The organism is Ectobacillus funiculus, from assembly GCF_004138295.1.
GTDB classification, from domain to species: Bacteria; Bacillota; Bacilli; order Bacillales; family Bacillaceae_G; genus Ectobacillus; species Ectobacillus funiculus.
The window spans coordinates 79,669-99,263 of record NZ_SCFM01000002.1 but is presented as its reverse complement, the minus strand read 5'-3'; the positions used below and the strand labels follow the sequence as shown (position 1 = coordinate 99,263).

Sequence of the window (19,595 nt, the reverse complement as noted above, 5' to 3'; positions counted from 1 at the left end):
ATCTTTAACTGCTTGTTCTCATCCCCCCATTGACATGGATTATTTGGCCAGTGACATAACTCGAATCATCACTGGCTAAGTACACATACGCTGGGGCAAGTTCATACGGCTGACCAGCTCGCTTCATTGGTGCCCCATACCCAAAACTCATCATTTGTTCAGCAGGAAAACTTGAAGGTATGATTGGTGTCCAAACCGGCCCTGGCGAAACACCATTTACACGAATTCCATCATTAATTAAGTCGAGGGCTAGTGATCGGGTAAATGTAATAACGGCCCCCTTTGATGTAGAGTAATCAAGATTTCCCCGCTGTCCTTCGTATGCAGATGCTGATCCCGTATTTATAATCGAACTACCTTGTCTTAAATAGGGTAAAGCGGCCTTCGTTAAATAAAAAAAAGAAAAAACATTAGATTGAAAAACTCGTAGAAGCTGCTCACCGGTAATTTCCGTTATTCGTTCTTTCGGGAAAGATTCCGCGCAGTTATTTACAATAATATCTATTTTACCAAACGCATGTAAGGTTTGCTGGACCACTTGATGGCTTGTTTTTTCTTGTCCTAAGTCTCCAGCAATGGCAAGGCAACGTTGTCCTAGTTGCTCAACACGCTGTTTCGTTTCTAATGCATCAATATGCTCATTTAAGTATGCAATAACAATATTTGCCCCTTCCTTAGCAAATGCATACGCAACTGCTCTTCCAATACCGCTATCTCCACCCGAAATGATCGCTACTTTTCCCTGTAATTTGCCTGCTGCTCGATAGGTTCCGATTTCTGAAATAGGTCTTGGTACCATCAACCATTCAAATCCTGGATGAAATGGCTGATGTTGAGGAGGGAATTGAACAGGTATCTCTTCTGTTCTTATTACGTATTGTTGCTGTTTCATTTTTCGTCTCCTCTCAAGGTCTTCTTTGTTAACTTATGCCTAGAAAAGGAGTTTAGTTCATTACCATTTAGTTATTCATACAGCTTAATACTTACCAAAAGCGAAAGATAAATATACAACATTGCCATTGTACTAACCTGCACGTTTAACAAGAAAATCAACACCATTCTTTAAACAGAGCCTAAAAATAAAGGAACGACTTTAATTAATCATAAATGCCATGCTATTATTCTTTGCTTGGGCAATGGCTAAAAAGCAATCCAAAACATTAGATTGCCTCCCTGAAGTATTTAACTTAATGTTACTCATTTAACCTGTCAACATCCGTTCTGATAATAGGTATAAACCAATATAGTTCCCCTATATCTTCCTGTAGACTTACTTCATTGCTACCAAAGATTGCAACTTTCCTGAAAACCAACCTCTGCTATTCTATGGAAAAACTACGCTGCTAATCCCCCAAAAATGAAAAAGCTAAGCATAAGGTACCTTTACTAGTCCTATGCTTAGCCATTCCCTTACTCCAATGTTACTCATTCAACATGTCAACATCTGTTCGGGTAATAGGTATAAATCAATATAATTTCCCGTATTTTCCCACTTTCTTATCCTACTGTTCCCAAGGGCTACAACATCCATGAAAACTAACCTCTGTTATTCCAAGAAAGAGTATCAATTTCTATTGAACACATTGGTAAGCTATGTTGAAAGTTTAATTTTTAGGAACTAGTACAATCAAATATAATAATCGTTATGTTTTAGAAAGTAAGTTTTCTTATCATATTTTTCCAAACGGTAACTCTAATACAAAGGATTAAAAAAGCATTGATGTTTTATAGAAGAATTACGGGAGGAAAAAGTAGAAAATGTGAAGAAAGTAACCTTAGCGGTTTAGGAAGCAGATGGAAAAATTTCGTTTTTTGGGATCCAAAATACGAACCGCTTACACCTGCATCCTTCTAACTGGAAACAGAGCCTTTCGATTTGCCAAGGACGATTATTAAGGAAGGTAAAATAATTTCACGGAATTAAAACAAATTCATCAGGACGAACACTGTGTTGTTTCCAGTTTAGAAAGTTTATATCAGAGCGAGGTAAAAAACGTTCTGCTTACCATCCTTGACAGGAAAGATAACCTGAAGATTTTTTTATAAGTAAATCATATCCAATTATGCAAGTTGATTTAAGCCCTCACATAATAAATATCTAATAAACATCCTTTTAAAACAGATTTCTGCATAGCCTATCCACTCCTTTAGCATGAAGATCAAAATTTTATTCCCTTGTGATATGTTTCACCGTAACGAGTCTACCGGTGAAACATTATTCTCAATGATCTAAGCTTAACTATATATTAATTCTCTCATCCAAAGGACATCTGATACAGGCTGGGGATTGCGCCCATACAATTCTCTCGCTTTAAAAGCATGTACCTCATCATATACAGCTTTCATTTTGTCATACACCCATTGTTCCGTTCTATGTACTGGTGACCAGCAAAAAATGTCCATTTTATTTAGCTCGTTTGTAACCATATGGATTCTTTCGTATTGAATAGAATTCATCTTTAAGAAATCATTCATTTCGTAAAATCGTATTCTTTTTTCTGAGTCAGGATCTTTAACGGTAGCTGGCTCAACCTCCAATATGATTGCTTTCCCCTCTTTTTTCAAATGGTCAAGGACCATGCTGCCTATCCCTTTTCCACGACTTCCCCCGCCTACTAGAATAAAGTCAATGAAGATATAATCAGACTGTTCAAAATATACAAGTACGTAATCTGGGCCTTCCAGCAATTGATACATTCCTTTTTTTTCTTGAAAAAGTATTTCAAAATGTTTTTTTGATTTCATTTCCTTTTCTGGAAAATACTCAGTCAATCTAGTATACCAATCGCTCATACAATACCCCTCTGCCTGAATTTTTTTTTGATATTTTAACATCTTTTGATGTCTCCCCCCATTTTAGTTAATAAATGTAAATTATTTATTAACTAATTTTTAAGTATTCTTACTTTTTTTGTAAATCCGAAAATTCAAATTATTTTTTTTGCTAAAATAGGGGCTGTTAGGATCTAGTCCATATTGATAAATAGGGAGAGTTATTCAGATGAAACAGAACAAGGGTAAAATAACGGCGTTGTTGGGCTGGAGCCTGAACGCAATCGAAGCAATTGACAAAATGGATCGACCATATGTTGTTGTTGGTCCGCCTGAATTTCAAAGTTTTGCTGACACCCACGGTATCCAATTTGTCCCATGGGTATTCAACCATTTAGAGGAGCGGTCGGGTGAACTCTATGAAAAATTAAAGGATCTTAATACAAAAGTGGCTGTACCAATCTACGAAGAAACCGTCGAGTGGGCTGCTGCCATGAATGCAAGGCTCTGGAATAACCCATGCATTTTCCATAAATCTTTGCTGCTTCGAGACAAAGGCTTGATGAAGCGTAGAGCACAATTGGCAGGTATCCGTGTCGGAGTCTTTGAAGAAGCAAACAACAAGGAAGATATCCATTATTTCTTAAAAAGAATCAATGAGGCACTATGTAATATAAATGAGGATGACTATGCTCCTATTCATGTTAAACCATTCGATAAAGCAGGCACAGTCGGACATTACATGATTCGAAAACCGGAAGAGATTGACCAAATTGACGATTCAGAATTCCCTTTACTAATGGAAAGCCACCTGGAAGGTCAAGAATTCTCTTGTGAGGCCTTTATCCATAATGGAAAAGTAAGGTTCCTAAATATTACTGAATATGTAAAGTTAGGTCATTCTAACTTCGTACCTGCTTCCCCTTCACTTGAAAAATGGAGACCACAAATCAGGGAAGCTATTGAGAAACTTGTGGATGCCTTTGGAGTCAAATATGGCATCATTCACCCCGAGTTTTTCATCACTCAAGATGGGACATTAAGTTTTGGCGAGGTAGCGAATCGTATTCCTGGCGGTCATATTTTTGAACATATTGAAAATGCATATGGGTTCAGCCCTTATCAAGGCCAAGTGCTTTGCTGTGACCCAGATACTACCGAAGAAGAAATTGAGGCATTTTTCCCTGAGGAAGTGATATCCGCAAAAGGGCATTCTGGTAATCTCATGGTCTATCCTAATGTAAAAATCGTTGAAAAGCTGAATATACCTAATAAGCTCAAGAGCCATCCTTATTTTGTAAAACATAATATGTTTATTCCTGTTACTTCCAAAGTGGCAGAACGGGTAGGATTTGGGAATCATTATGGAACCATTTTCTTTTTTGGAAACGATGCTGATGAAATGAGATCCCTTTTGATAGATTACGAAAAATACAATTTCTACCAATAACAAGGAGCGAATAAAAGGATGAGTACAATAACAAAAAAGAGAAAAAGACTGGATAAACAAACAGCAGCCTTAAAAGGCAAATTTGAAGATGCTTTGACTAAGCTTGAGCAGGCTAAACCATTCGCAAAAAGCTTGTATCAAACAGACGTATTCCAATTAGCGGTTGAGCTTTCTTACTCCGACGATGGAATGAATATTATCTATGAAAATGCCCATCGGTTTGACCAGGCTGGTGTTTTCCTTGGAGGTCAATGGGAAGATCCAACTAAAATGCAGCCTCCATTCGTTGGCGGTTCATTAAGGTCTAAACAAGGTGTCAATTCCATTATCGAATTGTTAAGTGAAATGAGAATGCTTGCGATTGCGAAAGGAAATTACATACATGAGGGCTTGAGTCAACAAGAAGCAAATGCCTTTTTAAATGAAGTCATGGCCCTCAATCTCGATCTTTTGTTTACACCGGAAACAGAAGAAGGACGGATTCAATTGGAGGATCATATGGTTCGGGCTCAAAGCTTGTTCCGTTATCTAGGTCAGCAGCTTTCCTTTAGAGCAATCGCTAATCAAATTGTTCAGGAATTAGAACGCCTGTCTGTTCAGCGTCCTATTATGACCGGCCGGATTTTAAACATGATCAACCTTTCTAAACAATTAATTAAAAGCAATATTGATGAAGAAACGAAAGAAGCTCTTGAAAAATTTATACATGCTGCAAATGCTCCAACGCCTTTAAGCAAGGATGTGGCAGATCAAAGAGAATATAGACTCAGACTAGAAAATGCCAATGAAGATGATCTTGAGTCAGAGGCTGTAATTTTCGCAAAATCGATGAGGGAAATAGGTCTTGTATCACCCTATCATGCCGTTCTTCTTCGGTTCCTTAACCGGAAAAGCCCTGATAAAATCCAGGCAGCCCTTGATTTATCAAAAACAGGGATGTCTTGTTTTAATGCCAATCAACAACTGATTCATGACATTATCCAGATTTCTATTTATCCTGAAACACGACAAGCTGTATACGGACTTGCAAGTATGCTTGATCGGGGAGTGCTTACACAGGAGCATGTACTTCCTGCCATCCGCCGTCTGTTTGATCTCCCTATTCATGCTCAAGTACGGCAAACACTTACAAAGTTTAAGGATGAACAAAGTGCGATTAGCCTAAACGGTCTTCTTATTGCCGGTGTTGTGAGTGTTCTTGGTCAGCCCCTTGGTATGGGACAAGGGAACAATCCAACTTGCCAATCTGCAAGAGCCATTTCCCTCTGGGCTCAGCATGGAATCGGTCAACTGTTGGAATATATTGCCCGGGCAGCCCGTGACAATGATATTGATATGACATTTGAAGGAGAGACCATTCACTCAAGCCTCCTTATTGGAGGAGTAGCCAATGCAATCGATCAGGATTTGGATCTGATATCTATTGTTCTTGTACCACACCTTGACAAAATATATAACGAAATGATGAAAAGAACGCTGCTTCGCGGAGAGGACGGACATAAGTGGGTAAACCCGGAATTTTACGGTGCATGGATTCCAAAGGGCTTTATCAATGCGATTGATCAAATGACACTGAAGGTTACCAACTACTCTGCATTTGTTAAGTTATTCTATGCCACTCACCATCCTGATTATAATGAAGGATTTGAATTGATTTATCCGAATCCCGTTGGTATTTTCATCACAAACGTTCATGGGGAGCTGCTCGGCCTTCATGCTGTGTCCATTCAACGAATTAAAAAGGATCAGAACGGAAATGTCCGAATTTATTTTTACAATCCTAACAACGACAGCGGTCAGAATTGGGGGCAAGGCATCATTGCAAGTGTTTCAGGATTTGGTGAATTTGAAGGAGAAGCATCCCTTCCATTCCACGAATTTGTATCAAGAATGTATGCATACCACTATAATCCATTCGAACAAGGTGATACCTATATGGTTGAAGACAGTCTTGTTGAAGAAGTGGAAACACTGGCAAAAGAAAGCTGGGGCAAAAATTATATATGGGCATAAGCAAAACGTAAGAAAACTTAAACCTTTATAAATACTGTCTCGTGGGAGGATTTTCATGAAAGTATCGATAATTGGCACTACTGGATATGGCGGTGGTGAACTTTTTCGTATATTACATCATCATCCTGTATTTAGGATACAATCAGTGCATACGACAAGGGATGAGCTTCCGTTATATGAAGAGTTTCCACATCTGAACGGAATTACAAGCTTAAAACTTGAGCATATAGATGCTGGAAAAATAGCAAAGCATTCAGATATCGTTTTTATTGCCGCCCCATCAGGGGTATCTAGTAAGCTTGTTCCGGACTTCGCGGAGACAGGTATTCAAATTATCGACTTATCCGGTGACCTGCGGCTTACCGATGGAAAAATGTATAGGAAATGGTATAAGCATGAACCCGTTAAAAGCAGTTTATTGGAAAAAGCTGTTTATGGGTTAAGTGAATGGAATAAAGAAAAAATTATCGATGCTAAATTAATCGCTAATCCTGGCTGTTACCCCACAGCCACGCTATTGGGCCTTGCACCAGTAATAAAGGAGAAACTGATTGACCCAGATATGATTATAGTTGACGCAAAATCTGGTGCTTCCGGAGCTGGAAGATCTATTTCTAAAAACTTGCTATTCTCGGAAATTAATGAAAATTTCCAAATATATAAGGTGAATGAACATCAGCATATTCCTGAAATTCAACAGCAATTGAACCTTTGGAATGCGGCAGTTTCACCTATTACTTTCAATACACATTTGCTGCCAATTACAAGAGGAATAATGGCTACCATATATATAAAGCTTACAGAAAATATTAATACTGATAGACTTATTGAATTATATAATGAACAGTATTTGAAAAGTCCGTTTGTGAGGATAAGGCAGAAAGGTAATTTCCCATCTGTAAAGGAAGTATCAGGCTCAAATTATTGTGATATTGGTTTACATGTTGATGAAAGAACAGGCAGGTTAACAATCGTTTCAGTAATCGATAATCTCATGAAAGGTGCTGCTGGTCAGGCGGTTCAAAATGCCAATTTAATGAATGGATTAAATGAGAAAACGGGATTAGAATTTATTCCCTTGTACCCTTAAGGAGGATTTGGAATGCAACTATTGTTAAAGGATAAAATTGTTGAAATTGAAAATGGGAATATATTATCACCACAAGGATTTACAACAACAGGGGCACATGCTGGCCTCCGCTATGCTAGAAAGGACTTAGGGGTCATTATTAGTGCAATCCCGGCTTCATCTGCAGCAGTTTATACTACAAACCAATTCCAAGCAGCTCCTTTAAAAGTAACTCAAGAAAGCATAGCGAGTGAAGGTCTCTTACAGGCTGTTGTTGCAAACAGTGCCTGCGCCAATGCTTGCACCGGAGAAAGAGGATACAAGGATGCACTAAAAATGCGCTCCTTAACAGCTGTTAAATTTAATATTAAGGAAAATTATGTGGCCGTCGCATCGACAGGTGTTATTGGTAAATATTTAGATATGGATAAAATCGCAAATGGCATTCAATCATTATCACCAGGCAATTTAGACAGTGATGCAGTTGATTTTCAAACTGCTATCCTGACTACCGATATTGTGATGAAAAGCTGTGGATACTCAACCGTCATCGACGGCAAAACCATTACGATTGGGGGAGCGGCAAAAGGATCAGGAATGATTCATCCAAACATGGCTACCATGCTTGGCTTCTTAACAACAGATGTAGCCATCTCTTCTGAGAATTTATCGACGGCCTTAAAGAGTGTAACTAATAATACTTTTAATCAAATTACCGTAGATGGAGATACCTCTACAAACGATATGGTTCTTGTTATGGCAAATGGCCTGGCAGAGAATAATCCGTTAACTCCAGAGCATCCAGAATGGGCAACATTTATTGAGCTTTTAACAAAAGCTTGTGAAAATTTAGCAAAGCAAATTGCTATGGATGGCGAGGGAGCTACAAAGTTAGTTGAGGTGAATGTACTAGGAGCAAAGGATCATGAGGAAGCAAGATTCATTGCTAAACAAATTGTTGGGTCAAATTTAGTGAAAACCGCCATATTTGGTGCCGATGCCAACTGGGGACGAATCATCGGCGCGATTGGGCAGACAAAAGCGGTGATTAACCCTAATACAGTCGATATTACCCTCGGTGATATTAAGATGCTTGAAAATAGTGTACCATGTTTCTTTTCAGAGGATGAAGCACGGGAGTATTTAAATCAGCCCTTTATTACGATTTTAGTTGATTTGCACGTGGGCAATGGAGCTGGTAAGGCATGGGGCTGTGACCTATCTTATGACTATATCAAAATCAATGCCAGCTATCGCACGTAAGGGTCGGTGAAAATAGGATGAAATATATCGTTATCAAATGCGGCGGCAGTATTATAGACGAATTAACATCCGCTTTTTTTACAAGTCTTTCCGAACTGAAAAAGCAAGGTTATAAACTGGTCTTTGTCCATGGCGGTGGTCCCGATATTAATGAAATGCTAGAATTGTTTAATTTGAAACCACAATATGTAAACGGACTTCGTAAAACAGATGAACAAACGCTAAAAATTGCTGAAATGATTCTATCAGGCCAGACTAACAGAAAGCTTGTGGCAATACTTCAGCAGCACCAATTTTCCGCAATTGGGATAAATGGAAGCGATGGGGATTGTTTACAAGCTGATTATTTAAACCGTGAAGAGCTTGGCTTTGTTGGAGAAATCAGCAAGGTGAATACAGAATTTTTAGAACTTGTCGTTAATGGAAATTATATTCCTGTCATTACCCCGATAGGAATTACTAAAAACGGCGAAAAAATTAATATTAATGCAGATTATGCGGCAGCAGAAGTGGCTAATGCCCTTCATGCAGAACAATGCCTATTTGTTACCAATGTTGATGGAGTATTCATTGAGGGATCGCTCGCCAGAAACCTTTCAAAACAAGAGGTCAATACCTATATTGCAAATGGTGAAATTAGCGGCGGGATGATTCCGAAAGTTCAATCAGCGCTTAATGCTGTGGAAAAAGGCGTCGAAAGCGTCATGATTGTTTCCGGTCAAAAGACATTTTTTGAAAATGGCAAATGGAACGGTACGAGAATTTATCATAAGGAGCCGATCACAAATTGAATTACTTATTTCCAACCTATGCACGCTGGGAGATTGAACCTGAATCCGCGAGCGGCAGTACGCTGACAGATAAGAATGGAAAAAAATATCTTGATTTTACTTCAGGAATCGGGGTCTGTAATCTTGGACACCGCCCGAAAAAAGTAGAGGAGGCGGTACTTAAGCAGCTCAATCAATATTGGCACGTATCGAACCTATTCCAAAGTGAAATCCAAGAGACAACCGCAAAAATGCTTGCAGAAGCGGCCGGGCTGAATCGAGTTTTCTTTGCCAATAGCGGCGCAGAAGCAAACGAAGCAGCCATTAAGCTGGCACGTAAAGCAACAGGAAAAACGAAAATCATCACCTTTAAAAATTCCTTTCACGGCCGAACCTTTGCGACGATGTCAGCAACAGGACAAGATAAAATAAAGCATGGATTTGGGCCAATGCTCGAAACATTTGTATATGTTTCATATAATGATATCCAAACCGTTAAGAGTGAAATAGGAAATGATATTGCCGCAGTTATGATTGAGGCTGTACAGGGTGAAGGTGGAATTCATGTTGGGAATAAGAATTTTTTACAGGGTGTTCAGGAGCTTTGTAAACAGCATGGTGCACTTTTCATCATTGATGAAATCCAAACAGGTATTGGCCGAACAGGTAAACCTTTTGCCTTCCAACATTTTGACCTAAATCCAGATCTTATAACATCTGCAAAAGGTTTAGGAAACGGATTTCCTATCGGTGCTGTAATTGGGAAAGAAAAACTTAAGGAATATTTTGGTCCGGGAAGTCACGGCTCGACCTTCGGGGGAAATCCAGTCTCGATAGCCGCTGCTATCGCTACGATGGATACCATTTTTAAAAAAGAGTTTTTAGATGAGGTTGTTGATAAAAGTGAGTTTCTCTTTAAGAAACTACTAAATAATCTAAAACACTTAAGCATTATCCAGGATATAAGAGGTATTGGATTGATGGCTGGAATCGAATGTAAGGTTCCCGTAACGGCACTATTAAGTGAGCTTCGGAATAAGGGGCTTATCGTATTGCCAGCAGGAGAAAAGGTCATTCGGCTACTCCCCCCTCTTACCGTATCAAAAGAAGAACTAGAAAATGGAGTTAATATTATAAAAGAAACTCTGGAAAAAGCATACATATCAGCTGAAAAGCAGGAGATTGGTTATTAAAGGATTACCATCAAAACCAAAAGGACCCGAAATAATTTCGTGGTCCTTTTTTTAGCTTAGCTAAGCAATAATATTGAATTTTAAATATTAACGAACGGTGTTTCCCAAACATATGCCCTAAAGTCGTGCCAAATGAATAAAATATTTTTATTTGAAATATATGCCATTTTGTGTTAAATTGGTCAAATAATAATTTTAAATTTAAAGAATATTCTTAAAATTAAGCAGATTATCATACCCAACTTCGTTCAATTGGTAATCTAGCGGCTAAATCTCCGTCACTTCTCTGTCAAAACGAAGTATTTGTGTATTTTTCTTCTCATAAGTAATTCTCTTTGTATTTTGTCAGTATGATACTGTAAAGTCAATATGGAGGAAAGGGAATGGATATATGGGACTTTTTCGTTTTAATTCAGAGGATTCGTTTCAAAGAGCCTTTAATCAGTTATGGAAAACTTCCGCCTTAAATAAGAGTTTATTTCAACAGGCTGTTTTTGCAGAAGCTACTATACTTCTAAAGGAACCAAATGGATTGGCAAAGATTTTTAAATATGCCCATCTTTTTGATGAAGCCGGGGTATTTGCGGGGAAGCCATGGGAGAATGTCCGTAAGCTCAATCCTGTTCTTGTTAGAGGCACTTTCCATGCCAGCGGCATCACGGCAACAGCCGAGGCATTGAGCAATCTAAGAATTCTCGCCATTGCCAGAGGTGATTATATACATCCAGAAATGTCGGCGTCTGAAGCAACTGAATTTTTGACGAAGGTTCTGGCTTTGAATCTAGATCTACTTTTAATGAAAGAAACAGAAGAAAATCGGGTAAAGCATCTTTACAAAGATAAACAAGCATCGGAGGTTTTAGGATTTATCTCAGACCACTGTTTTTCACCGTTTGTTTTTCAAAGCCTGTATCAGGAAGTCGATAATCTAGCCGTACAAAGACCAATTGTAACGGACAAAATCCTGAAATTAATTGCCAGCGCAAAAAAGTTAGCCGGCAGCATGGAAGAGGCAGATTCAAGCTTGATGCGTTACGTAAATGCTGTATATTCTCCATCTAGTATAGCCGCTGCAGCTTCCGTTGAAAGTTATGAAAATAAACTTAAAGCCAGTAATGATTTATTATTAACACAAGAAGCACATCAGCTGCGTACATCAGTGAAACATACAGGGCTTGTTTCACCGTTCTATGCGATATTTTTAAACTATATAAATAAAGAAAAGCCAGAATTGCTTCAGAGCATACTGAGTGTGGATGAAACAGCTAAGGAAAACCTGCGGTTGAATCTGCCTTTTGTTTCTTCCCTAATCGATTCAGCCATTACAATTAAAACCAGAAGAAGTATTTATGGTTTAATACGCCTTCTTGAGCGAGATATTTTTACTAAAGAATTCATAAGGGAGTTAGGGAAGCTTTTAGAAGTCCCCCTTCATGAAAATATTAAAAATAGACTTGCAGCAGTTCACAAAATCACCGATACAGATATCCTTCGTTCCCTTCTAGTCTCGGAAATGATAAGCGTTTTAGGGCAGCCGCTTGGGATTGGCCAAGGATTTAACCCAACGTGCCAATCGACAAGAGCACTCAGCTATTGGTCACAAAAGGAGCCTGTCATGCTGCTCAAACTATTTAATCATTTTCTTGAAAATGGAAAAATCACTATTAATTTTGAAGGAAGACCCATTTCTTCTGATACGCTTACGCATGTCTCGCTGGATGATGAAGACAATATTGATACCGTATCATTACTCTTGATTCCTCACCTTGATTCTATCTATTTTGAAATGTTAAAGGCCGCCAAAGGACGCGGGCAAGATCCCCATAAATGGATCAATCCCTCTTTTCATATAAAAGGAATATGGACCGGGTTTTCAGATGCATACAGTGACTTTGAATTTAAATCCAAATTCCATCAATACTATTACCCTTCGATTAATCGGAATATCAATGAAGGGCTCCCTCAACCAGCTGGTATTACGATTTACAACAATTCTGGTCAAGCGCTTGGAGCCCATGCAGTACTTATTCAAAGAGTAGCCCCTGACCCTGTAGGCTGCATTCGCGTTTATTTTTATAATCCAAATAACGACAGCCTTCAAGTGTGGGGAAACTCCATCAAAACTAGCGTTACAGGAAATGGTGAGCAAGAGGGGGAGTCTTCCCTTCCTTTTAACGATTTTCTGTACTGCTTATATGCTTTTCACTTTCCAGAGCAGGATTGATAACTCTCATACCACCGTATGTACATTTACGTATAAGGCCTGGATTACTCCAGCAGGAGCTATATCCAGGCCTTTGAAAATGAGGGGCAGCACTCACCACTTTAACGTAGTGAACGATGGAACGATTTGAATACTGTCAAAAAATTAAATCTAATGATTTTCAACTTTGCTGCATTCAAATTCATTGAGAGGAGTAGAAATAAAATGACCATTGGTAAGCAATCTGTTCGGACCTTTATTAATGGGAAAATTTTCACCTCTAATCCAGAACAACCATATGCAAACGCCATGATTGTACGGGATGGAAAAATAGTGTGGATTGGAGAGCAATCAGATTTAGAAAATATAGAGGGTGATTGTGTGGATCTTAGTGGCAACAGAGTGCTTCCCGGTTTTATCGATGCCCATTTACACCCTTTGTGGCTTGCTAATGCATCTACCCAAATCGCCTGCACCCCTCCACTTGTCAATTCGATAGCAGATTTAATTGAACAAATTCGGAATTTAAGTACGTCCAATAAATCAGATAAATGGATTGAAGGTTGGGGTTATGATGAAGGGAAATTGTCTGAAGGAAGAGCGCCGGCACGCTGGGATTTAGACGAAGCCACCACAGACATTCCTATTTTCATTACCCGGACATGTACCCATATTGCAGTTGTAAACAGTAAAGCATTGGAATTAGCAGGTATTACGAAAAATACACCGGATCCACAAGGTGGAAAGATTGATCGGGATTCAAATGGTGAGCCAACAGGAATATTACGTGAAAATGCCAAAGATCTCGTCCAGCGCATGCTACCAGCTAAATCTCTGGAAGAGAACGCAGAATCATTAGCTCAGCTAAGTACTATGTTATTTGCACATGGTATTACAGCAATAACAGACCTTATGTCCAAATCCAAACCAATTGATTATTTTGACATATATCATGCAGCTATCAAAAAGGGACTAAAACAACGTACTGTTCTCTATTATCTCTGGGAAGATTTGAAGGAACAACCTATATTGGGACCAGATAAAATTAAAAGAGAAAATCAAATTCACATTGGCGGTATCAAATTATTCTCAGACGGAAGCATCTCTGGAAAAACAGCATGGGTCAATCCGCCATTCCTTGATGAAGAGGAAAATTACGGTATCCAAATGACAACTAAGGAAGAGTTATTAGCTGCTGCAAAAGCAGCGGAGCAAAATAGTATTCAATTGGTTGTCCACGCAATGGGCGAGCAAGCCATTGACTTAATCGTTGACACTTTTTATGGCAAAAAAGGCTGGCTTATAGATGGTCCTTCTATTCGGATTGAACATGCGGCAATGCCTACATCTCGGGCCATCCAGCGGGCAGCTGAAACGGGTATTGCCTTTGTTACTCAGCCAATTTTTGTGTTTGCAGAAATTGAGAGCTACCTTAAAAACCTTGGATCTGAGCGTACAAAACAAACTTATCCTATTCGATCTATGCTCAAATCAGGAATAAAAGTGGCGTTTTCTTCGGATGCACCTGCGACCGCTTGGGCTGATCCCGTAAATCCATTTGTTGGAATCATGTCTTTTGTCACACGCTTAGCGTATGATGGTTCGGATACTGGACAAGATCAAAGGGTAGATTTAACAACCGCCATCATGCTTTACACAAAAGCAGCGCAAGAAATCACACGGATTCCTCATATCGGACAGCTTTCTATAGGCAATCATGCTGACTTTATCGTTCTTGACCAGGACATATTTGAAATGAATCTTGAAAAGATCAATACAGTTCTTGTTAAACAAACTTATATGGGTGGAAATTTAGTTTTTCAAAGATAATTCTTTTACGAAATGCCAAATTACTGTAGGCGGAGGTATACGAGATGATTATATAGGTCTTTTCATGCCTTTGCCTTCCTTCAGATAGTTAGCATTCCTATTTTATATGGATTGTGTTGTTTCTTCCTTTGATGTTGTATAGTTACTGTCTCCTCTTTCCCTTCTGTCCCACATCCTGATAGGAGTGTTACTGTGCTTACAATAACTGCTGCAATTTACTTTCTGTTTCATCTTTTAGGCTCCTTATTCAAGCATTCCATTAGTTAGTTAACAAGGAAAAGTATACCACTACATGACGTGAAATTTATATATTTTCCTCTTACTTTCAAATTTATTTAGGTACACTGAAAAAGGATATAAGGATAAGATAAATCACGAATCCCGTACTTAGCCACCTTATCACCCCAGTGTTGCTCGTTCAACATTTCAACATCTGTTCGGATAATAGGTATTACCCGCTCACCATGGTCATAAACAAACTGTCTCCCAATTATCTTCTACTAAATCTAGTGGCCTAAAAATTTAAACCTTTTATATCAATACTCCCGCACTTAAATCCGAGGCAAAGTCTACCTTTGACAGCATAGAGATAAAAGGCTCATGATAAAAAGCCGGGAGGGATTCACCTCCAAGTTATATTCTTTCATCCGTATTAACAAACAGCTTTTTAACTAATTTTCGAAAGAAGTCCCATTCTTCAACTTCGATGAAGTAAGGAGGGGCATTGACCAAAACCCAATAAATAAAAAAAACCGTAGTATGGTAAGTACTACGGCAATTCATTACTTATTAAAAGTTTATATCCTTACAAAGTAATCTAACTATTTTATTAATCCTTTTTCCGCGATTTATCTAGTATCCTGTTTCCACCATCCTGATAAAGTCATCTAAAGTGTGGTTTTGGAGAATCATAATACGAGGCAATTCATATCTGTCACTCTGGTCAGTACTTATACCGCCACCTACTTTAAAAGCTCCTTTAAGTCCTAATTCCTTAAGAATGGAGATTGTATCAGCATTATAGTTTCCATAAGGATAAGCAAACACATTTGTCGTCTTGCCTGTTAACTCTTTAAGAGCTATCGTTGCGTCATTAATTTCTCCGTATTGCCCCTCTTTGCTTAAATTAGCTAGGAAGGGATGCGTCACAGAATGATTTTGTATATCAATACCATTCTCCATAACCGTTAAAATCTCACTTGCTGTCATATTCCAACTACCATTTACCCAATCTGAAACGGTGAACTGAGTTGCCTTCATGCCGTATTTCTGTAAAACAGGATCCTATACATACTACAATGCTGCTCCTTCAACACGTCAACATCTGTTCAGATAATGGGTATTACCCATTCAACAGCTACTCTTTCAAAAAAAATGATCCCCTTGTTCACTAGCCAAGGGGACAACTTCACTGAATTTTTCATTATGTTTTAGAACCTATAACATACCATCACATCTCAAAATCCTACTACTTTATATACTCAAAAATGTTACCTATCAATATATTTGCATTCTAATCGACACACTACGGACAATTGCTGGAAATTATAGCTCAACAGAGGAATCCAGCTTTTGCGCAGTGGACTGCATTTGCTTTGTGCCGCGCAATACGTAATATAAGATGGCACTTATGAAAATAAAGCTAATGACATACGTTAATGGCACTGTCCTACCAAAAAGGGAAAGTGATGTTGTGAAAACACTATACCTTACAATGCTGTACAAGCATACTAGACCAAGTGCAAGCGCAATGCCTGGGACGATTGGATACGTCACTTTAAATGGTCTTTCAAGATTTGGTTCCTTTCTGCGCAAAATGAAGAGAGATACCATACTAATGCAATACATAACAACAGCTCCGAAGACAGATAAAATAATGAGCGCATTTGCAAATGTTGCGGATCCTGCACAGATGACAGCAATGGTTCCAGGCACTAGAAGACTCCAAACCGGCACACCTTTTTTATTTACTTTAGCTAAAGCCCGAGGGAAATAACCTTCCCTTGCCAATGCGTATGTTTGGCGTGAGTATCCCATGATAATACCGTGTAAGCTCGCGATCAGCCCAAATAAACCAATGACAGCGACAATAGTCGGAAGCACGCTTCCTTCACCATACACGGATGATAAAGCTTGCGGTAACGGATAGTCTGCCAGTTCCCCTTTTCCCCCGCCAAGACCAGCCGTTACGAGCAGTGTAAGTAATGTTGCAGTTGAGAGTGTTAAAATACCGCTTATAAATCCTTTCGGGATATCTTTGCGCGGATTTTCCACTTCCTCCGCCGCCATTGCGCCGCCTTCAATCGCCAAGTAAAACCAAATGCCAAATGGAATAGCTGCCAATATGCCTGTCCATCCGTTTACAAACGAATATTCATTAATAATGTTAGCTGTTGTAATATGAGGCAAACCCGCAGCATAGTAAACAGCCAGACCGATCAATGCGACAATTGTTGCGATAAGTTCAATAATTGCCGCTTCCTTGACACCAATTAAGTTAATTAAAATGAAAAAGATAAACACACCGACTGTCGCGTACACAGGAGAAACGCTTGGAATCAAAAAGTTAATGTATGCGCCTGTAGAAACAGCAATGGCTGGGGGTGCAAACACAAACTCCAGCAAGCATGCCACCCCTGTCATAAATCCGGCAAAGGGTCCTAGTGCCCGCCTTGCATAAGCAGAAGGCCCCCCAGCATTTGGAATGGAAGTTGCCAGCTCTGAATAACTAAAAATAAATGCTGTATAAAAGACCGTTACAATCACAGCCGCAATCGCAAGACCGATAATTCCTCCTTGCTCAAATCCGTAATTCCATCCGAAGTATTGACCGGAAATAACCATCCCGACTGCAATGGCCCATAAATGAATCGGCTTTAAATGCTTCTTTAATTCATGTGTCTCCTTCATACCATTCATTCCTCCTTTTAAATTACAAGATTTACTCCGCTAGTTTTTTGCTTAATCATTTGCTGAAGCATAGTACCGATATGAGCAGCTGCCTCAATCGGAGGTGTTCCTCCTCTATGAATATTGGATATTACCATACGGTCAGATTCCTTCGTCCCTTTACGCGGCTTATAGCACATGTAGGCACTTAAGGAATGGGCACAAATGAGCCCCGGCCGCTCTCCAATTAAGAGCACAAACGCTTCTGGCTGTAGGATTTCACCAATCGCGTCCATGCAGCCGACCCTCCCTCCCTTTACGAAAAACGGAGTCCCTGTCTGTAAGCCGTAAGCGGCCAGTGAGTCAAGCAATGCCGGATACACGTCCATTATATTTTCTTGAATCGCGTTTGCGCTCAGTCCATCCGATACGACAACTTGCACCTGAGGAGCTGCAATGCACTTCCTTTGAATGTCCGCCTCCGCTTCTTTAGACAGGAGCCTTCCTTGATCCGGACGCTTTAAATATCTCTCCTTCGTTTCAAAGCGTGTTTTAACTGTAAATAAGTTGAATTGCTGCAGTAATTCATTCGATACCTCTCCGTATACAGCATCAACTGCTGCCGCATGGTCAATCCGAAACGACAAATACTCTTTCGTTAACGGTCGTGTTCCCACACGCCCGACGCCAATACGGGCCGGCGTAAACCGCTTCAGTCTTGCTAACATCTCTTGCTTTTCCATACACTACTCCTCCTTCACATTATACTCTGCCCATAAACAAGGTTGGATCTCCCGCTGCTTTGGTAAGTTTCCCATTTTCTATAAGCCCCTGCTTTTCCAGCCAGCGCTTAAATTGCGGGGTAGGACTTACACGCAGCACATCGCGCAATGTCGCAATATCGTGGTAGCTTAAGGATTGATAATTCAGCATACAATCATCCGCCATCGGAACACCGATTACGAAATTCACACCAGCTGCTGTCAACAACATACTCAAATTGTCCATATCATTCTGATCAGCTTGCATATGGTTCGTATAACACACATCTACTCCCATCGGCAGACCGTGCATTTTCCCCATAAAGTGGTCTTCTAAGCCGGCCCGTATAACTTGCTTACTATCGTATAAATACTCTGGACCGATAAATCCAACCACCGTATTAACCATGAATGGGTTATACCGTCTTGCCAATCCATAGCATCTCGCCTCCAACGTCACCTGATCGATGTCAAAATGAGCTTCAGACGACAGCTCCGACCCTTGCCCTGTTTCAAAATACCATCTGTTCGGGCCAAGTGCCGTTCCTTTTTCGTTAATGAGTGCCGTTGCCTCCCCCAGCAGCGAAACAGAAATGCCAAACGATTCATTCCCCGCCTGTGTACCGGCTAAACTTTGAAAAATCAAATCAGCAGGAGCCCCTTTTTCAATGGCGCGCATTTGACTCGTTACATGCGATAACACACAGTTCTGTGTAGGAATCGCAAATTGATCGATCACTTCTTTTGTTTCACACAGCAATGCGTAAATATTGTTCGTTGTATCAATAACCGGATTAATTCCAATTACCGCGTCACCGATTCCGTAGCTTAATGCTTCATAGAGCGACGCGCGCATTCCCTGCAAATGATCGGATGGATGATTCGGCTGTGCCCGCGACGCCAGCACACCTTTTTGACCAATTGCTGTTTGACAGCGCGTGATAACCTCAATCTTTGATGCTGCCTGAATTAGATCGAGATTTGACATAATTTTAGCCACGGCTGCAATCATCTCACTCGTTAAGCCGCTGCTAAGCTGCAGTAAGTCGCTGCCTGTCTGCTCATCGCTCAATATATACTCACGTAAGTCAGCAACTGTCCAATTTTTAACGGCGTTGTATACACTCTCGCTCACACTTTCTTCAATCACTCTTGAAACCTCATCATCCTCGGCTGGTAAGAGCGGGTAGTTGCGAATATCTCCTAATGTAATATCAGCTAGCACTGTCTTTGCGGCCATACGCTCTTTCATACTCTCGGCGCTGATGCCTGCAAGCTGATCCCCGGACCGCTCTTCATTTGCTTTTGCCATAACCTCTTTTAAACTATGAAACTGATACGTTTTTCCTAATAACGTTGTTTTCTTATACATCTCCGCACCT

The 19,595-nt window shown here is 39.8% G+C and carries 13 protein-coding genes and 1 pseudogene; 8 read left to right on the top strand and 6 right to left on the bottom strand.

Annotated features, from left to right (window positions below; genetic code table 11):
* Positions 1 to 4: 4 nt before the first annotated feature.
* Together EP737_RS00720 and EP737_RS00715 are read right to left on the bottom strand one after the other, a co-directional pair.
* Entirely contained in the window at positions 5 to 892 is an 888-nt protein-coding gene (locus EP737_RS00720) for an SDR family oxidoreductase (protein ID WP_129726015.1), read from the bottom strand.
* 1,343 nt (positions 893 to 2,235) lie between these two features.
* Entirely contained in the window at positions 2,236 to 2,793 is a 558-nt protein-coding gene (locus tag EP737_RS00715; protein ID WP_165350634.1) for a GNAT family N-acetyltransferase, read from the bottom strand.
* Positions 2,794 to 3,001: 208 nt separating this feature from the next.
* Here EP737_RS00715 and EP737_RS00710 point away from each other — a divergent pair, with 208 nt between their 5' ends.
* The 8 genes from EP737_RS00710 (at position 3,002) to EP737_RS00675 (ending at position 14,563) form a co-directional block, all read left to right on the top strand.
* Positions 3,002 to 4,222: an ATP-grasp domain-containing protein gene (locus EP737_RS00710; RefSeq protein WP_129726013.1), complete on the top strand. Its 1,221-nt coding sequence runs from the start codon at positions 3,002 to 3,004 to the stop codon at positions 4,220 to 4,222.
* 18 nt (positions 4,223 to 4,240) lie between these two features.
* Positions 4,241 to 6,235, top strand: coding sequence for a hypothetical protein (locus EP737_RS00705; protein WP_129726012.1), 1,995 nt, complete (start codon positions 4,241 to 4,243; stop codon positions 6,233 to 6,235).
* Between the two features lie 55 nt (positions 6,236 to 6,290).
* Positions 6,291 to 7,325 carry an N-acetyl-gamma-glutamyl-phosphate reductase gene (argC, locus tag EP737_RS00700; protein ID WP_129726011.1) on the top strand — a complete coding sequence of 345 codons (1,035 nt, stop codon included), beginning with the start codon at positions 6,291 to 6,293 and terminating at the stop codon, positions 7,323 to 7,325.
* 12 nt (positions 7,326 to 7,337) lie between these two features.
* Complete coding sequence (gene argJ, locus EP737_RS00695) at positions 7,338 to 8,567, top strand: bifunctional ornithine acetyltransferase/N-acetylglutamate synthase (protein ID WP_129726010.1); 1,230 nt, start codon at positions 7,338 to 7,340, stop codon at positions 8,565 to 8,567.
* A gap of 17 nt (positions 8,568 to 8,584) precedes the next feature.
* Positions 8,585 to 9,358, top strand: coding sequence for an acetylglutamate kinase (argB, locus tag EP737_RS00690; RefSeq protein ID WP_129726009.1), 774 nt, complete (start codon positions 8,585 to 8,587; stop codon positions 9,356 to 9,358).
* Complete coding sequence (locus EP737_RS00685) at positions 9,355 to 10,530, top strand: acetylornithine transaminase (RefSeq protein ID WP_129726008.1); 1,176 nt, start codon at positions 9,355 to 9,357, stop codon at positions 10,528 to 10,530. Before argB ends, EP737_RS00685 begins: the two co-directional genes overlap by 4 nt.
* Before the next feature lie 391 nt (positions 10,531 to 10,921).
* Positions 10,922 to 12,754: a hypothetical protein gene (locus EP737_RS00680; protein WP_129726007.1), complete on the top strand. Its 1,833-nt coding sequence runs from the start codon at positions 10,922 to 10,924 to the stop codon at positions 12,752 to 12,754.
* A gap of 204 nt (positions 12,755 to 12,958) precedes the next feature.
* Positions 12,959 to 14,563, top strand: a complete 1,605-nt coding sequence (locus tag EP737_RS00675) for an amidohydrolase (protein WP_129726006.1) — start codon at positions 12,959 to 12,961, stop codon at positions 14,561 to 14,563.
* An 852-nt stretch (positions 14,564 to 15,415) separates the two neighbouring features.
* On the opposite strand, the pseudogene EP737_RS00670 reads toward EP737_RS00675, so the two are convergent.
* From EP737_RS00670 to EP737_RS00655, 4 genes and pseudogenes are all read right to left on the bottom strand, one after another.
* A pseudogene (locus EP737_RS00670) lies at positions 15,416 to 15,832 on the bottom strand (polysaccharide deacetylase family protein); the annotation flags it as partial.
* A 276-nt stretch (positions 15,833 to 16,108) separates the two neighbouring features.
* Positions 16,109 to 17,473 carry an ethanolamine permease gene (eat, locus tag EP737_RS00665; protein ID WP_129726004.1) on the bottom strand — a complete coding sequence of 455 codons (1,365 nt, stop codon included), beginning with the start codon at positions 17,471 to 17,473 and terminating at the stop codon, positions 16,109 to 16,111.
* A 17-nt stretch (positions 17,474 to 17,490) separates the two neighbouring features.
* Complete coding sequence (gene eutC, locus EP737_RS00660; RefSeq protein ID WP_129726003.1) at positions 17,491 to 18,195, bottom strand: ethanolamine ammonia-lyase subunit EutC; 705 nt, start codon at positions 18,193 to 18,195, stop codon at positions 17,491 to 17,493.
* 19 nt (positions 18,196 to 18,214) lie between these two features.
* Complete coding sequence (locus EP737_RS00655; RefSeq protein WP_129726002.1) at positions 18,215 to 19,585, bottom strand: ethanolamine ammonia-lyase subunit EutB; 1,371 nt, start codon at positions 19,583 to 19,585, stop codon at positions 18,215 to 18,217.
* Positions 19,586 to 19,595 lie beyond the last annotated feature (10 nt).

Excerpts from the sequence above, each read along its gene's own strand:
- EP737_RS00720 (WP_129726015.1), bottom strand. The coding sequence starts at position 892 with ATGAAACAGCAACAATACGTAATAAGAACAGAAGAGATACCTGTTCAA.
- eutC (WP_129726003.1), bottom strand. The coding sequence starts at position 18,195 with ATGGAAAAGCAAGAGATGTTAGCAAGACTGAAGCGGTTTACGCCGGCC.
- EP737_RS00715 (WP_165350634.1), bottom strand. The coding sequence starts at position 2,793 with ATGAGCGATTGGTATACTAGATTGACTGAGTATTTTCCAGAAAAGGAA.
- eat (WP_129726004.1), bottom strand. The coding sequence starts at position 17,473 with ATGAAGGAGACACATGAATTAAAGAAGCATTTAAAGCCGATTCATTTA.
- argC (WP_129726011.1), top strand. The coding sequence starts at position 6,291 with ATGAAAGTATCGATAATTGGCACTACTGGATATGGCGGTGGTGAACTT.
- EP737_RS00680 (WP_129726007.1), top strand. The coding sequence starts at position 10,922 with ATGGGACTTTTTCGTTTTAATTCAGAGGATTCGTTTCAAAGAGCCTTT.
- EP737_RS00710 (WP_129726013.1), top strand. The coding sequence starts at position 3,002 with ATGAAACAGAACAAGGGTAAAATAACGGCGTTGTTGGGCTGGAGCCTG.
- argB (WP_129726009.1), top strand. The coding sequence starts at position 8,585 with ATGAAATATATCGTTATCAAATGCGGCGGCAGTATTATAGACGAATTA.
- EP737_RS00655 (WP_129726002.1), bottom strand. The coding sequence starts at position 19,585 with ATGTATAAGAAAACAACGTTATTAGGAAAAACGTATCAGTTTCATAGT.
- EP737_RS00705 (WP_129726012.1), top strand. The coding sequence starts at position 4,241 with ATGAGTACAATAACAAAAAAGAGAAAAAGACTGGATAAACAAACAGCA.
- EP737_RS00675 (WP_129726006.1), top strand. The coding sequence starts at position 12,959 with ATGACCATTGGTAAGCAATCTGTTCGGACCTTTATTAATGGGAAAATT.
- argJ (WP_129726010.1), top strand. The coding sequence starts at position 7,338 with ATGCAACTATTGTTAAAGGATAAAATTGTTGAAATTGAAAATGGGAAT.